Below are 15,169 nucleotides of genomic sequence, written 5' to 3' on the forward strand. Positions count from 1 at the left end.
AGGTTGCATCATGCAGGACGCAGTGACAAGAGAGGATGAAGGCTAAGTGCTATAAGCCTGTTATCGGCCGCGCGAGGGATTTCTGTAATTGGGGTGATCGGTGGTGCGTTGACGCTGGTAGGGTGCTTGCGTGTGGCGAGCAAGCTTGCTTGCGCTGGGCTGCGCAGCGGCCCCAAAATCTTGGGAGCGCTTCGCACTCCAGCGGGAGCAAGCTCCCTCGCCACAGCAAGCTCGCTCCTACAAAAGACAGGCAAAAAAAGCCCCGCCAAGTGGCGGGGTTGAGGTACGAGCGTGGCGCTCGGAAATCGGTGTGGCAAGGGCCTTCCAGGTAACAGGAAGGCCCTGCGACTTACAGCAGGATGGTGCGGATGTCGTTCAGCAGCTGGCTCAGGCGCTGGGTGAAGCGCGCAGCCGCAGCGCCGTTGATCACACGGTGATCGTAGGACAGCGACAGTGGCAGCATCAGCTTGGGTTGGAACGCTTTACCGTCCCACACAGGCTGGATGGTGGCCTTGGACACACCGAGGATCGCCACTTCCGGCGCGTTGACGATTGGCGTGAAGCCAGTGCCGCCAATGTGGCCGAGGCTGGAGATGGTGAAGCAGGCGCCCTGCATGTCGTCCGGGGTGAGCTTCTTGTCGCGGGCTTTGGCAGCCAGCGCAGCCGCTTCGCCAGCGAGTTGCAGGAGGCTCTTCTGATCGACGTTCTTGATGACCGGTACCAGCAGGCCATCCGGGGTGTCGACCGCAAAGCCGATGTGCACGTACTTCTTGCGAATGATCGCCTTGCCGCTTGGCGCCAGCGAGCTGTTGAAGTCCGGCAGTTCCTTGAGCAGGTGTGCACAGGCCTTGAGCAGCAGTGGCAGCACGGTCAGCTTCACGCCGGCCTTCTCGGCCACGGCTTTCTGCGCAACGCGGAACGCTTCCAGGTCGGTGATATCGGCCTGGTCGAATTGAGTCACGTGCGGGATGTTCAGCCAGCTGGCGTGCAGGCCTGCCGCGCCGATTTGCATCAGGCGGGTCATCGGCACTTCTTCGATTTCGCCGAAACGGCTGAAATCCACGGTACGGATCGGCGGAATGCCCGAACCACCGGTAGCGCCGCCGGCAGCCGGGGCTTCCTTGGCTTTTTGCATCATGGCTTTGACGTAAACCTGCACGTCTTCCTTCAGCACACGGCCGTGAGGGCCGCTGGCTGCAACAGCGCTCAGCTCGACGCCAAATTCACGGGCCAGCTGACGCACGGCTGGGCCGGCGTGAACCTTGGCACCGCTTGGCGCAGGCGCAGCAGCCCCGGGGGCTGGCGCAGCTTCGGCTTTTGCGGCCGGAGCAGGGGCAGCAGCGGCAGGTGCCGCTTCAGCCTTGACAGCCGGAGCAGCAGCCGGTGCTGGTGCTGGTGCGGCGGCTGGCGCAGCACCTTGTACTTTGAGCTTGAGGATGAAGTCACCGGTGCCGACTTCGTCTTCCAGCTTGACCGCGATGCTTTCCACCACGCCGGCAGCCGGCGATGGGATTTCCATGGAAGCCTTGTCGGACTCCAGGGTGATCAGCGACTGGTCGGCTTCGACGGTGTCGCCGACCTTGACCAGCAGCTCGATGATCTTGGCCTTGCCCGACGAACCGATGTCCGGGACGTGAATGTCCTGGACGGTCGCGGCGGCAGGTGCAGCGGCCGGGGCTGGAGCAGCCTCGGCAGCGGCAGGCTTTTCAGCAGCAGGTGTAGGTGCAGCGGCGGCCGGAGCCGCGGCCGCAGGGGCTGCATCAGCAGCGCCTTCGATTTCCAGCTCCAGCAGTTCGTCGCCTTCTTTCAGGCGGTCGCCCAGCTTCACTTTCAGGCTTTTGACCACGCCGGCCTTGGGAGCAGGGATTTCCATGCTCGCCTTGTCCGACTCGAGGGTCAGGATGCTCTGGTCGGCTTCGACGGTGTCGCCGACCTTCACAAACAGCTCGATTACTTCACCTTCACCGCTGCCGATGTCAGGTACGCGAATGAGTTCGCTCACAAAAAATCTCCTCAGCAGTCCAGTGGGTTGCGTTTTTCCGGGTTGATCCCGAACTTGACGATGGCGTCAGCCACCACCTTGGGTTCGATCTCACCACGGTCAGCCAAGGCTTCCAGGGCTGCCAACACCACGAAGTGACGGTCGACTTCGAAGAAGTGACGCAGCTTCTTGCGGCTGTCACTGCGGCCGAAACCATCGGTGCCCAGGACTTTGAATTCCTTGGACGGGACCCACTGGCGAATTTGTTCAGCAAACAGTTTCATGTAGTCGGTAGAGGCAATGACTGGACCCTTACGGCCGGCCAGGCACTCTTCGACGTAGCTCTTGGCTGGCTTCTGGCCAGGGTGCAGACGGTTGCTGCGCTCTACGGCCAGGCCATCGCGACGCAGTTCGTTGAAGCTGGTGACGCTCCATACGTCGGCACCGACGTTGAACTCGTCGCGCAGGATCTTCGCCGCTTCACGTACTTCACGCAGGATAGTGCCGGAGCCCATCAGCTGTACGTGGTGCGCCGCTTCTTTGGTGTCTTCTTCGAGCAGGTACATGCCCTTGATGATGCCTTCTTCCACACCGGCCGGCATGGCTGGCTGCTGGTAGGACTCGTTCATCACGGTGATGTAGTAGAAAACGTCCTGCTGCTCTTCGGTCATCTTCTTCATGCCGTCCTGGATGATCACCGCCAGCTCATAGCCGTAGGTTGGATCAAAGGTGCGGCAGTTCGGGATGGTGGCAGCCAGGATGTGGCTGTGACCGTCTTCGTGTTGCAGGCCTTCGCCGTTCAGCGTGGTGCGGCCGGCGGTGCCGCCGATCAGGAAGCCACGGGTGCGGCTGTCGCCAGCGGCCCAAGCCAGGTCGCCGATACGCTGGAAGCCGAACATCGAGTAGAAGATGTAGAACGGCAGCATTGGCTGGTTGTGGCTGGAGTACGAAGTACCGGCAGCGATGAAGGAGCTCATGGCGCCCGCTTCGTTGATGCCTTCTTCGAGGATCTGGCCCTTCTTGTCTTCCTTGTAGAACATCACCTGGTCTTTATCGACTGGCTCGTAGAGCTGGCCGACGGAGGAGTAGATGCCCAACTGACGGAACATGCCTTCCATACCGAAGGTACGGGCTTCGTCCGGAATGATCGGGACGATGCGCGGGCCGATGTCCTTGTCCTTGACCAGCTGCGCCAGGATGCGCACGAAGGCCATGGTGGTGGAGATTTCACGGTCGCCCGAGCCGTCAAGGATAGCCTTGAGGGTGCTCAGGTCTGGCGTCGGTACGCTGAAGCTGTTGGCGCGGCGCTGTGGTACGAAACCGCCCAGTGCGCTGCGACGCTCGCTCAGGTAGCGGGCTTCGGCGCTGTTTGGCTCTGGCTTGAAGAACGGCAGGTTCTCCAGCTCTTCGTCCTTGACCGGGATGTCGAAGCGGTCGCGGAACAACTTCAGGCTGTCGACATCGACTTTCTTGGTGTTGTGCGCGGTGTTCTTCGCTTCGCCGGCACCGGTGCCATAACCCTTGATGGTCTTGGCCAGGATGACGGTGGGTTGTTCTTTGTGGTTGACCGCTTCGTGGTACGCCGCGTAGACCTTGTACGGGTCGTGGCCGCCACGGTTGAGCTTCCAGATTTCGTCGTCGGACAGGTCGGCAACCATGGCCTTGAGTTCAGGCGTGTTGAAAAAGTGCTCGCGAACGAACGCGCCGTCTTTGGCCTTGTAGTTCTGGTACTCGCCGTCGATGACTTCGTCCATGCGACGTTGCAGGATACCGTCGACGTCCTTGGCCAGCAGTGGGTCCCAGAAACGGCCCCAGATGACTTTGGTCACGTTCCACTGAGCACCGCGGAACACGCCTTCGAGTTCCTGGATGATCTTGCCGTTGCCGCGAACCGGGCCGTCGAGGCGCTGCAGGTTGCAGTTGATGACGAAGATCAGGTTGTCGAGCTTCTCGCGGCCGGCCAGGGAGATGGCGCCCAGGGATTCCGGTTCGTCGCACTCGCCGTCGCCCAGGAAGCACCAGACTTTCTGCTTGCCTTCCGGGATGAACCCACGGGCTTCCAGGTACTTCATGAAGCGTGCCTGGTAGATCGCCTGGATCGGGCCAAGGCCCATGGAAACGGTCGGGAACTGCCAGAAGTCAGGCATCAGCCAAGGGTGAGGGTAGGACGACAGGCCCTGACCGTCGACTTCCTGGCGGAAGTTGTTCATTTGTTCTTCGCTGATGCGACCTTCCATGAACGCACGGGCGTAGACGCCTGGCGAGGTGTGGCCCTGGAAGTAGATCAGGTCGCCGCCGTGTTCGTCGGTCGGGGCCTGGAAGAAGTAGTTGAAGCCGATGTCATACAGGGTTGCGCTGGAAGCGAAGCTGGAGATGTGACCGCCCAGGTCCGAATCTTTCAAGTTCGTGCGCATTACCATCGCCATGGCGTTCCAACGTACCAGCGAGCGAATGCGGCGTTCCATGAACAGGTCGCCAGGCATGCGTGCTTCGTGGGTAACGGGGATGGTGTTGCGGTATGGCGTAGTGATGGCGTAAGGCAGTTGCGAGCCGCTGCGGGTCGCGAGTTCGCCCATACGGGTCATCAGGTAGTGAGCACGGTCTTCGCCTTCTTTGTCGAGAACCGATTCCAGGGCGTCCAGCCATTCCTGGGTTTCGACGGGATCGAGGTCTTGCATGGCTTGCTCCAGGGCGGAAAGGCTACCAGAATCGGTTGCCTGAAGTTTGCGACTGGCCTTGTGGGCAGACGACATAAATTCTTGGATGGCCGAAGGTTGCTTCGGCGTCCTGTAGTTTTACTACAAATCGTCGGCCATTTCAGCCTTTCGAATGTATATACGAGTAGTAAAACTACACAAGACTGAGCGTATGGCTCGGTCTTGCTGGTGAGCATAATCGTTATTGTTGGTCTATTGCGAACAAGAAAAGGTGAAACTTTGATGTTGCCTGCCAAGATTAATTTAATTTCAGCTATTTCTAACCTTTGTTCGACAGTCCTTCACCGAGCATGGCTCTTGCCTTCACAACTACACGCCATTTACACGCCGATCAAGGATAGACCATGAGCCTTCCAACGCTGGCCGAACTGCCGGCCATTCTGTTGCCTTACGCCAACCGGGCCGAGCAGTCATTTCGTGACGCGGTGGCCGCGCTGGATGACGATCATGGCCTTTCTGCGTGGGCGCCGCAACGGTGGGCCGACTTCGCCCGCGTGTGCGCCGCCAGTGATTTCGTCATTGAACAGAGTGTTCGTGACCCTTTGATGTTGCTGGAGCTGGTGGCCTGGGGCGAGCTGGACCGCGGTTTCGCGCCCGGCGAGCTATGCAGCCAGATAGCCGGTGCCGTGCAACAGGCCGAAACAGAAGATGAACTGGGCCGCGTGCTGCGCCGCCAACGCACGCGCCAGCAGGTGCGCATCATCTGGCGCGACCTCACACGCCAGGCCGACCTGGTGCAAACCTGTCGCGATCTGTCCGACATGGCCGACGCCTGCATCGACCAGGCCTATCAATGGCTGTACCAGCGCCACTGCGCCCAGTTCGGCACGCCGACCGGCGCACGCAGCGGCGAGGCACAGCACATGGTCATCCTCGGCATGGGCAAGCTCGGTGCAGTGGAGCTGAACCTGTCGTCGGATATCGACTTGATCTTCGCTTATCCCGAAGGTGGTGAAACGGTGGGCGTGAAGCGCGCCCTGGATAATCAGGAGTTCTTTATTCGCCTGGGTCAAAAACTGATCAAGGCCCTGGACCCGATGACCGTCGATGGTTTTGTCTTCCGCGTCGACATGCGCCTGCGCCCCTACGGTTCGGCCGGCGCCCTGGTGCTGAGCTTCAACGCGCTGGAGCAGTACTACCAGGACCAGGGCCGGGACTGGGAGCGCTACGCCATGATCAAGGCGCGGGTGGTGGCCGGCGACCAGGCGGCTGGCGCGCAACTGCTCGACATGCTGCGCCCGTTTGTCTACCGCCGTTATCTGGACTTCTCGGCCATCGAAGCGCTGCGCACCATGAAGCAACTGATCCAGCAGGAAGTACGGCGCAAGGGCATGGCCGACAATATCAAGCTGGGCGCGGGCGGCATTCGTGAGGTGGAATTTATCGCGCAGGCATTCCAGCTGATCCATGGCGGCCGCGACCTCAGCCTGCAGCAACGCCCGCTGTTGAACGTGCTGGGCACGCTGGAAGGCCAGGGTTATTTGCCCGCAGCGGTGATCAGCGAGCTGCGCAGCGGTTACGAGTTCCTGCGCTACACCGAGCATGCGATCCAGGCGATTGCCGACCGCCAGACGCAAATGCTGCCGGACAGGCCCGAAGACCAGGCGCGCATTGCCTTTATGCTGGGCTTCAGTGACTGGGCCGCGTTCCACGAGCGCCTGATGTACTGGCGTGGTCGCGTGGACTGGCACTTTCGCCAGGTGATTGCCGACCCTGATGAGGAAGAAGGCGAAGAAAGCGAATTGGTGGTCGGTGGTGAATGGTTGCCACTGTGGGAGGAATCCCAGGATGACGACGCGGCGTGCCGTCAACTGAGTGAAGGTGGTTTCACCGATGCCCCCAAGGCCCTCAAGGCGTTGGCCAGCCTGCGTGCCAGCCCGCAGTTGCGCGCCATGCAGCGCCTGGGGCGTGAGCGCCTGGATGCGTTTATCCCGCGCCTGCTGGCCCAGGCCGTTGAACATGCCAACCCCGACCTGGTACTGGAGCGCGTGTTGCCGCTGGTGGAAGCCGTGGCCCGGCGTTCGGCCTACCTGGTGTTGCTGACTGAGAACCCCGACGCCCTGCGTCGCCTGCTGACATTGTGCGCGGCCAGCCCTTGGATCGCCGAACAGATCACCCGTTTTCCGCTGCTGCTGGATGAATTGCTCAACGAAGGCCGCTTGTTCAAGCCGCCGCTGGCGCCGGAGCTGGCCGCTGAGTTGCGCGAGCGCCTCACGCGCATTCCCGAAGATGACCTTGAGCAGCAAATGGAAGCCTTGCGCCATTTCAAACTGGCGCACCGCCTGCGGGTGGCCGCCTCGGAAATCGCCGGCAGCCTGCCGTTGATGAAGGTCAGCGACTACCTCACCTGGCTGGCCGAAGCGATTCTTGAACAAGTGCTGGCCCTGGCCTGGCGCCAGACCGTCGCCCGTCACGGCTCGCCGCAGCGACTGGACGGCACCCTGTGCGATCCTGGGTTCATCATTGTCGGTTATGGGAAAGTGGGCGGCATCGAACTGGGGCATGGTTCGGACCTGGACCTGGTGTTTATCCATGACGGCGACCCCCAGGCCGAGACGGACGGTGCCAAGCCGATCGATGGCGCGCAATTCTTTACACGCCTGGGCCAGCGCATCATTCACCTGCTGACCACCCAGACCAACTCCGGCCAGCTGTATGAAGTGGACATGCGCCTGCGACCTTCCGGCGCATCGGGCTTGTTGGTGAGTTCCCTGGGGGCGTTTGATCGCTATCAACAAAATGAAGCCTGGACCTGGGAACATCAGGCCCTGATCCGCGCGCGGGTACTGGTGGGCAGCCAGGATGTGGGCCAGGCGTTCGAGCAGGTACGGGCTAACGTGTTGGGGCGTGAGCGGGACTTGGAGAAGCTGCGCCAGGAGGTCAGCGAGATGCGTGCCAAGATGCGTGACAACCTGGGCAACAAGGCCACGACGGCCGGCAGGGGCGCCAATGCCTTCGAGGCCACGGCGCTGTTCGACCTCAAGCAGGACGCCGGAGGTATCGTCGATATTGAATTTATGGTGCAATACGCGGCTTTGGCGTGGTCTGCGCAACATCCATCGTTGCTGCGCTACACCGACAATATCCGCATTCTGGAGGGCCTGGAGCAGGTCGGGCTGATGCCCGCCGCCGATGCCCATTTGCTGCGTGAAGTGTACAAGGCTTATCGCTCAGCCGCGCACCGCCAGGCTTTGCAGAACGAGGCCGGTACGGTAGCCGGGGACCAGTTCGCCGACGAGCGGCGACAGGTGATGCGAATCTGGCAGGCGCTGGGCTTAAATTGAAACTCGACTGATTGGCGACGCCAATTTTTATATGGGATGCGGATTAATGTGGGAGCCGGGCTTGCCCGCGATGCAGGCGCCTCGGTTTATCAGGGATACCGAGGTGATGCGATCGCAGGCAAGCCAGCTCCCACATAAAGATGCTCCCTGGCGCACCGCGATCTACAGTCATTATCGAGGCGGGGAGGCATAGGCCTCCCCGCATCGTTTGTGGAAACTACATGAATATTCTGATCGTTGGGCCCAGTTGGGTCGGTGACATGGTGATGGCACAGACACTGTTTCAGTGCCTGCGCCTGCGCTATCCAGACTGCCAGATCGACGTGCTCGCCCCTGAGTGGAGCCGGCCGATCCTTGAGCGCATGCCCGAGGTGCGCAAGGCCTTGAGCTTCCCGCTCGGCCACGGCGCCCTTGAGTTGGCGACCCGCCGACGCATCGGCAAGTCCATGGCCGGCCAGTACGACCAGGCGATCCTGCTGCCTAACTCGCTGAAGTCGGCGCTGGTGCCGTACTTTGCCGGTACCCCCAAGCGCACCGGCTGGCGCGGCGAGTTTCGCTATGTGCTGCTCAACGACGTGCGCACCCTGGATAAAGCCCGTTACCCGTTGATGATCGAACGCTTTATGGCTTTGGCCTACGAGCCGGGTGCTGAACTGCCCAAGCCGTACCCACGCCCCAGCTTGCAGATCGACCCGGTGACCCGCGACGCGGCGCTGGCCAAGTTCGGCCTCACCCTGGATCGGCCCGTATTGGCCTTGTGCCCTGGCGCCGAGTTTGGCGAGTCCAAGCGCTGGCCGTCGGAGCATTACGCCAAAGTCGCTGATACCAAGATCCGCGAAGGCTGGCAGGTGTGGTTGTTCGGTTCCAAGAACGATCATTCGGTGGGCGAAGACATTCGCCAGCGCCTTATACCCGGCCTGCGTGAAGAAGCGGTGAACCTCAGTGGCGACACGTCCCTGGCTGAGGCCATCGACCTGTTGTCGTGCGCCGACTCGGTGGTGTCCAACGATTCCGGCCTGATGCATGTGGCGGCGGCGCTGAACCGTCCGCTGGTGGCCGTGTACGGCTCCACATCCCCAGGCTTCACTCCGCCGTTGGCCGACAAGGTCGAAGTGGTGCGCCTGGGTCTGGATTGCAGTCCGTGTTTTGACCGCACCTGCCGCTTCGGCCACTACAACTGCCTGCGCCAGTTGCTGCCCCAGCCGGTAACCGATGCCTTGCAGCGTTTGCAGGGCGACGTGGTCGAGGTTCACTGAGTTGCGGGTTCTGGTAATCAAGACCTCATCCCTGGGCGACGTGATCCATGCCTTGCCGGCCCTCACTGATGCAGCACGGGCGATTCCCGGCACTCGGTTCGACTGGGTGGTGGAAGAAGGCTTTGCCGAAATCCCAACCTGGCACCCGGCGGTCGACAAGGTCATCCCGGTAGCGATTCGCCGCTGGCGCAAGAACCTCTGGCAAACCATCAAGAGCGGTGAATGGCGGCGGTTCAAGCAGGCGGTGCAGTCGACCAAATATGACCTGGTGATCGATGCCCAGGGCTTGCTCAAAAGCGCCTGGCTGACCCGCTATGTGCGGGCGCCCATCGCCGGCTTCGACAAAGATTCTGCGCGTGAACCCCTGGCTGCGCGCTTTTATTCGCGGCGCCTGGCCGTGGCCCGTGGGCAGCATGCGGTGGAGCGCTTGCGCCAGCTGTTCGCCGTGGCGCTGGGCTACGACCTGCCCCAACGCCTGGGCGACTACGGCCTGAGCGTTGAAAAGCTGCTTGGCCTGCCGCCGAAAAAACCGTTCGTATTGCTGCTGCACGGTACTACCTGGGACACCAAGCACTGGCCCGAAGCCTATTGGCGCGAGCTGGCCGAACGCATGGGCCGTTTGGGCGTCGATGTAAAGCTGCCGTGGGGCAACGCCGCCGAAAAGGCGCGGGCCGAACGCCTGGCCCTCGGCCTGCCCAACGCCGAAGTGTTGCCCAAGCTCAACCTGGCGGGCGTTGCCCGTGTCTTGGCGAGCGCCCGTGCCTGCGTGGCCGTCGACACCGGCCTTGGCCACTTGGCGGCGGCATTGGACGTGCCGACCATTTCCCTGTTCGGCCCCACCAACCCAGGCCTCACCGGTGCCTACGGCAAGGGCCAGATTCACTTGGCCAGCGACTGGCCGTGTGCGCCTTGCCTGCAAAAACAGTGCACTTATCAACCCACTGCCGACGACCTGCGGCGGTTCGACATCGCACGCGAGTCGCCCCTGTGCTTCACGCGCTTGAACCCTGAGCGTGTCGCAAGCCGGCTGAGCACGTTGTTACTGGCCGAGGAGCAGCACTGATGCAACTGGCTTTTGTTCTGTACAAGTACTTTCCTTTCGGTGGCCTGCAGCGCGACTTCATGCGCATCGCCCTGGAATGCCAGCAGCGCGGCCACAGCATTCGGGTGTACACCCTGATCTGGGAAGGCGATATCCCGCCAGGCTTTGAGGTGCTGGTGGCGCCGGTCAAGGCCTTGGTCAACCACCGCCGCAACGAAAAGCTCTACGCCTGGATCCAGGCCGACCTGGCCAAGCGCCCAGTGGACCGCGTGGTGGGCTTCAACAAGATGCCGGGGTTGGACCTGTATTTTGCCGCCGACGGTGTGTTCGAGGACAAGGCCCAGACACTGCGCAACCCGATGTATCGCTGGTTCGGGCGCTACAAGCACTTTGCCGAATACGAGCGCGCCGTGTTCGATAAAAACGCCAAGACGCAGATCATGGTGTTGTCCGAGCATCAGCAACAGCTGTTTACCCAGTATTACGGCACCCAGGCCGAGCGTTTTCACCTGTTGCCACCGGGTATTGCCCGCGACCGCCGCGCCCCGCCGAACGCCGCCGAGATCCGCGCCGAGTTCCGCGCTGAATTCGGCTTGGCCGAAGACGATTTGCTGTTGGTGCAAATCGGTTCGGGGTTCAAGACCAAGGGCGTCGACCGCAGCCTCAAGGCGCTGGCCGCACTGCCTTCGCGGCTGAAGAAACGTACCCGGCTATTTGTAATCGGCCAGGACGACCCCAAAGTATTCCAATTGCAGAGCGCGGCGCTGGGCCTGGGCGACCAGGTGCAGTTCTTCAAGGGCCGCAATGATATTCCGCGTTTCCTGCTGGGGGCGGACCTGTTGATTCACCCCGCGTACAACGAGGCGGCCGGCATGGTGCTGGTCGAAGCGGTGGTCGCCGGCCTCCCGGTACTGGTGAGCCAGGTGTGCGGCTACGCGTTCTACATCGACAAGGCCCAGAGCGGCCGGGTGTTGGACGAGCCGTTCGAGCAAACCCAGCTCAACCAGTATCTGGTCGATATGCTCGACGACCCACAAGCGCGTGCGACCTGGAGTCGCAATGGTCTGGCCTTCGCCGAGACGGCCGACCTCTTTAGCATGCCGCAGTACGCTGCGGACCTGATTCTGGCGGAGCCAAACCGATGAAGTTGATTCTAGCCGAACCCTTCAAGACCCTCTGGGCCGGACGCGATGCGTTCGCCGAGGTCGAGAAGCTGGAAGGCCAGGTGTTCCGCGAGCTGGCCGCTCGCCGTACGTTGCGTACGGTGGTCGAGGGCCAGCCTTATTTTGTGAAGATCCACCGTGGGATCGGCTGGGGCGAAATCCTCAAGAACCTGGTTACTGCCAAATTACCGGTGTTGGGCGCGGGCCAGGAGTGGGTGGCGATCCAGCGCTTGCAGGCGCTTGGTGTACCGACCATGACCGCCGTGGCGTTCGGTGAAAAAGGCAGCAACCCGGCCGACCAGCACTCGTTCATCATCACCCAGGAACTGACCCCCATCATCAGCCTGGAAGACCTGACCCTCGACTGGGTCAAGCAACCGCCCGTGCCGTCGATCAAGCATGCCTTGACCCTTGAGCTGGCGCGTACCGTGGGCGCGATGCACCGCGGTGGCGTCAACCACCGTGACTGCTACCTCTGCCATTTCCTGCTGCACACCGACCGGCCCATCAGTGTCGACAACCTCAAGCTGTCGGTGATCGACCTGCACCGTGCCCAGGTGCGTGCGACGATCCCCGTGCGCTGGCGCAACAAAGACTTGGCCGGCCTGTATTACTCCGCGTTGGAGATCGGCTTGACCCAGCGCGACAAGCTGCGTTTTCTCAAGGCCTATTTCCAGCAGCCGCTGCGCCAGATCCTGGCGGAGCAAACCGCGCTGTTGTCTGCGCTGGAACGCATGGCAGCAAAGCTGTATGCGCGTAAACAACGATACGGGGATGCGATCTGATGGCGGGTTGGAATCTGGAACCTGCCTACGCCGCCCTGGCGGATGACTTTGGAAGCCTGGACGCGGTGTTCGCCTTGCAAGGCGAGCGGCTGACCCGCGACCCGTTGTCGGAAGTGATTCGGGTGGAGCGTGACGGGGTCAATTATTACGTCAAGCGCTACGTAGGTGCCGGCAAGGGCCTGCGTCGTTACCTGGGTCGGCCGCGGGTGAAGTCCGAATGGCAGAACCTCAAGCGTTTCGCCAAGTGGGGCATCCCCACCGCCGACGTGGTGGCCTGGGGCCTGGACCGCAAGGGCCTGGCCTATAACCGTGGCGCCATGATCACCCGTGAACTGCCCAAGACCGAAGATCTGTCGGTGCTGGCCGAGCGTCACGATGAGCGCCTCAAAGACCCCCGGTGGGTCGATGGCATCAGCCGCCAGCTCGCCGAATACACGCGCACCATGCACGATCACCGCTTCACCCATAACGACTTGAAGTGGCGCAACCTGCTGGTGGACGATCAGCGCACCCTGTACCTGATCGACTGCCCCAACGGTGATTTCTGGCGCGGCTTCTGGCTCAAGTACCGCATCACCAAGGACTTGGCCTGCCTGGACAAAGTCGCCAAGTATCACTTGTCGGCCACCCAGCGCCTGCGTTTCTACCTGCAATATCGCCAGCGCGCGCACCTGACCGCGTCGGACAAACAGCGAATTCGCCATGTGGTGAAGTTTTTCGAGGGACGCGAATGAGTGACTTCCTGGCGGCTGAAGACCGCGCTCTGCTTGAGCGCAACGGCCTGGCGACCTTCGACGCCCTGTGGGCCAAGCAACTGGATGCGGTGGACGAGCCGAACACCAGCGGCGACGGTTGGAGCAGCGTGTATCGCCTGGAGCTTGAGGGGCAAGGCTACTACCTCAAGCGCCAGAGCAACTACCTCACACGCACCTTGCACCGGCCGTTTGGCGAGCCGAGTTTTGCCCGCGAGTTTCGCAACATCAGCCTGTATCGAAAGCTCGGCATCCCGGCCCTGCAAGCGGCGTTCTTCGGAGAGCGCAAGGTCAAGGGTGAGCGCCGGGCGATGCTGCTCACCCGTGCGCTGGATGGCTGGAATGACCTGGATTCGTTGCTGGAGCAGTGGGCGCAATTGAGCGCAGCCCAGCACAGTGCGATCCTGTTGGCCTGCGGCAAGCTGGCGCGTCACCTGCACAGCGTCGGGCAGGTGCATGGCTGTTTTTACCCCAAGCATATTTTCCTGCAGCCTGCCGGTGAGGGGTATGCCGCACAGTTGATCGACCTGGAGAAAACCCGCCCGCTGTTGTTTGGCTGGCGTGACCGGGTCAAGGACCTGGAACCGCTGCTGCGCCGTGCGCCGCAATGGTCGGATGCGCAGGTGCGCCAACTGCTGGCGGCGTACCTTGAGCAGCCCGAGGACGGTGCCCTGGTGTCCACTTGGCACCAGCGCCTGACCGCGCGCCGCAGCCACAAGGAGAACCGCTGATGCGTTTATCCGAGCTGAAATCGGCTGGGCGTACCCCCAGCCTGCCACTGACCCTCGACCTGGCGGATGCCGCCGGCCCTGGGCAATTGCAATTGCTGAGCCTGCTGCGGGTGTTGCCGGGGCAGCGCTACGTGGGTGCCGCCGTGTGGCGTGGTCGCCCGGTGTTGGCCAAGTTATTGGTGGGCAGCAAGGCGGCGCGGCATTTTCAGCGTGAGCTCACGGGTGTGCGTCTGTTGGCTGAGCAAGGCCTGACCACGCCGTTGCTGCTGGCCGATGGCTTGCAGGACGGCGAGGGTGGTTGGCTGCTGTTTGAATTTATCGAGGGGGCCCAAAGCCTGTCCGACGCTTGGCTCGCCGTCGAAAACCTGCCGCCGTTGGCGGACGAACAAACCGGTGTGCTCGCCGAAGCGCTGGGCGCGATCGCCCAGATGCATGCCAAGGGCCTGTGGCAAGAAGACCTGCACCTGGACAACTTGCTACGCAAGGATGGCAAGCTGTATCTGATCGATGGCGCCGGCATTCGTGTCGAAGAGGCGGGCAAGGCGCTATCGCGCAATCGAGTGCTGGAGAACCTCGGTGTGTTCTTCGCCCAACTGCCGAAAAACCTCGAGCCCTTTACCGAGGAGTTGCTGGTGTATTACTTGCTGGCCAACGGCGAACACGCCTTGCCAATGCAAGCCCTGGAAAAACAGGTGCGTAAAGTCAGCGCCTGGCGCTTGAGAGACTACCTGGACAAGACCGGCCGCGAATGCACGCTGTTCAGTGTGGTGCGCGGCGCTTTTGGCTTGCGTGCGATCCGCCGCGAAGAAGAAGCCGCCATGGTGCCGGTGCTTGAGCAGGCCGATGCGTTGCTCGACCAGGGTCACCTGTACAAGACCGGTGGCGCGGCGAGCGTGGCCAAGGTCGACGTGGCCGGCCGGCCGCTGGTGATCAAGCGCTACAACATCAAGGGTTTTGCCCATTGGCTCAAGCGCTTCTGGCGCCCGAGCCGCGCCTGGCACTCCTGGCGCGAAGGTAACCGCCTGGCCTTCCTGGGCTTCGCCACACCCAAGCCGCTGGCGGTGCTGGAGAAACGATTCCTGTGGTTGCGCAGCCGCGCCTACCTGGTCACCGAATACCTGCCTGGGCCGGACATCATCGAGCGCTTTGCGCCGTATGTGGAGAGCGGCGAGGCGCCCGAGAGCGAGTTGCAGGCGCTGGACCAGTTGTTTGCCGACTTGATCCGCGAGCGCATCAGTCATGGGGATTTCAAAGGCCATAACCTGTTCTGGAGCGACGGGCACTGGGCGATGATTGATCTGGATGCGATGTGTCAGCACTCTTCCGCTGCCAGCTTTGCGCCGGCCTATGCCAAAGACCGTGCAAGGTTTATGCGTAACTGGCCGCAAGGCAGTGCGTTGTATCGCGTGATTGATCAGCGGTTGCCCAAAGAGGCGGGTGTCGGCAGTTAAACCTATC

Annotated in this window: 10 protein-coding genes; 8 read left to right on the forward strand and 2 right to left on the reverse strand. The window is 62.0% G+C overall.

Features of this window, described 5'->3' with window-relative positions:
- Positions 1-349: 349 nt before the first annotated feature.
- Together aceF and aceE are read right to left on the reverse strand one after the other, a co-directional pair.
- The gene (aceF, locus tag JFT58_RS09910; protein ID WP_198834373.1) at positions 350-2,002 is read right to left on the reverse strand and encodes a dihydrolipoyllysine-residue acetyltransferase; all 1,653 of its coding nucleotides are present in this window, start codon (positions 2,000-2,002) and stop codon (positions 350-352) included.
- A gap of 11 nt (positions 2,003-2,013) precedes the next feature.
- Positions 2,014-4,659: a pyruvate dehydrogenase (acetyl-transferring), homodimeric type gene (aceE, locus tag JFT58_RS09915; RefSeq protein ID WP_003187985.1), complete on the reverse strand. Its 2,646-nt coding sequence runs from the start codon at positions 4,657-4,659 to the stop codon at positions 2,014-2,016.
- A 383-nt stretch (positions 4,660-5,042) separates the two neighbouring features.
- On the opposite strand from aceE, the gene glnE reads away from it, so the two are divergent.
- The 8 genes from glnE to JFT58_RS09955 all read left to right on the forward strand — a co-directional run bounded on the left by glnE (position 5,043) and on the right by JFT58_RS09955 (position 15,162).
- Positions 5,043-7,982 carry a bifunctional [glutamate--ammonia ligase]-adenylyl-L-tyrosine phosphorylase/[glutamate--ammonia-ligase] adenylyltransferase gene (gene glnE / locus JFT58_RS09920; RefSeq protein ID WP_198834374.1) on the forward strand — a complete coding sequence of 980 codons (2,940 nt, stop codon included), beginning with the start codon at positions 5,043-5,045 and terminating at the stop codon, positions 7,980-7,982.
- 221 nt (positions 7,983-8,203) lie between these two features.
- Complete coding sequence (gene waaF / locus JFT58_RS09925) at positions 8,204-9,238, forward strand: lipopolysaccharide heptosyltransferase II (protein ID WP_054896237.1); 1,035 nt, start codon at positions 8,204-8,206, stop codon at positions 9,236-9,238.
- A 1-nt stretch (position 9,239) separates the two neighbouring features.
- Complete coding sequence (waaC, locus tag JFT58_RS09930; RefSeq protein WP_198834375.1) at positions 9,240-10,301, forward strand: lipopolysaccharide heptosyltransferase I; 1,062 nt, start codon at positions 9,240-9,242, stop codon at positions 10,299-10,301.
- Complete coding sequence (locus tag JFT58_RS09935) at positions 10,301-11,425, forward strand: glycosyltransferase family 4 protein (RefSeq protein ID WP_014716627.1); 1,125 nt, start codon at positions 10,301-10,303, stop codon at positions 11,423-11,425. The genes waaC and JFT58_RS09935 overlap by 1 nt, the downstream gene beginning before the upstream one ends.
- Positions 11,422-12,228 carry a lipopolysaccharide core heptose(I) kinase RfaP gene (gene rfaP / locus JFT58_RS09940; protein WP_054896239.1) on the forward strand — a complete coding sequence of 269 codons (807 nt, stop codon included), beginning with the start codon at positions 11,422-11,424 and terminating at the stop codon, positions 12,226-12,228. Before JFT58_RS09935 ends, rfaP begins: the two co-directional genes overlap by 4 nt.
- Positions 12,228-12,962 (forward strand): lipopolysaccharide kinase InaA family protein, encoded by a 735-nt coding sequence (locus JFT58_RS09945; protein WP_054896240.1) that lies wholly within the window; start codon positions 12,228-12,230, stop codon positions 12,960-12,962. Before rfaP ends, JFT58_RS09945 begins: the two co-directional genes overlap by 1 nt.
- Positions 12,959-13,711, forward strand: coding sequence for a lipopolysaccharide kinase InaA family protein (locus JFT58_RS09950; protein WP_034125618.1), 753 nt, complete (start codon positions 12,959-12,961; stop codon positions 13,709-13,711). Before JFT58_RS09945 ends, JFT58_RS09950 begins: the two co-directional genes overlap by 4 nt.
- Positions 13,711-15,162 (forward strand): lipopolysaccharide kinase InaA family protein, encoded by a 1,452-nt coding sequence (locus JFT58_RS09955; protein WP_054896241.1) that lies wholly within the window; start codon positions 13,711-13,713, stop codon positions 15,160-15,162. Before JFT58_RS09950 ends, JFT58_RS09955 begins: the two co-directional genes overlap by 1 nt.
- The last annotated feature ends 7 nt before the right edge of the window (positions 15,163-15,169 follow it).

Origin of the sequence: Pseudomonas sp. MF6767 (assembly GCF_016405475.1) — a bacterium.
GTDB lineage: Bacteria > Pseudomonadota > Gammaproteobacteria > Pseudomonadales > Pseudomonadaceae > Aquipseudomonas > Aquipseudomonas paracarnis.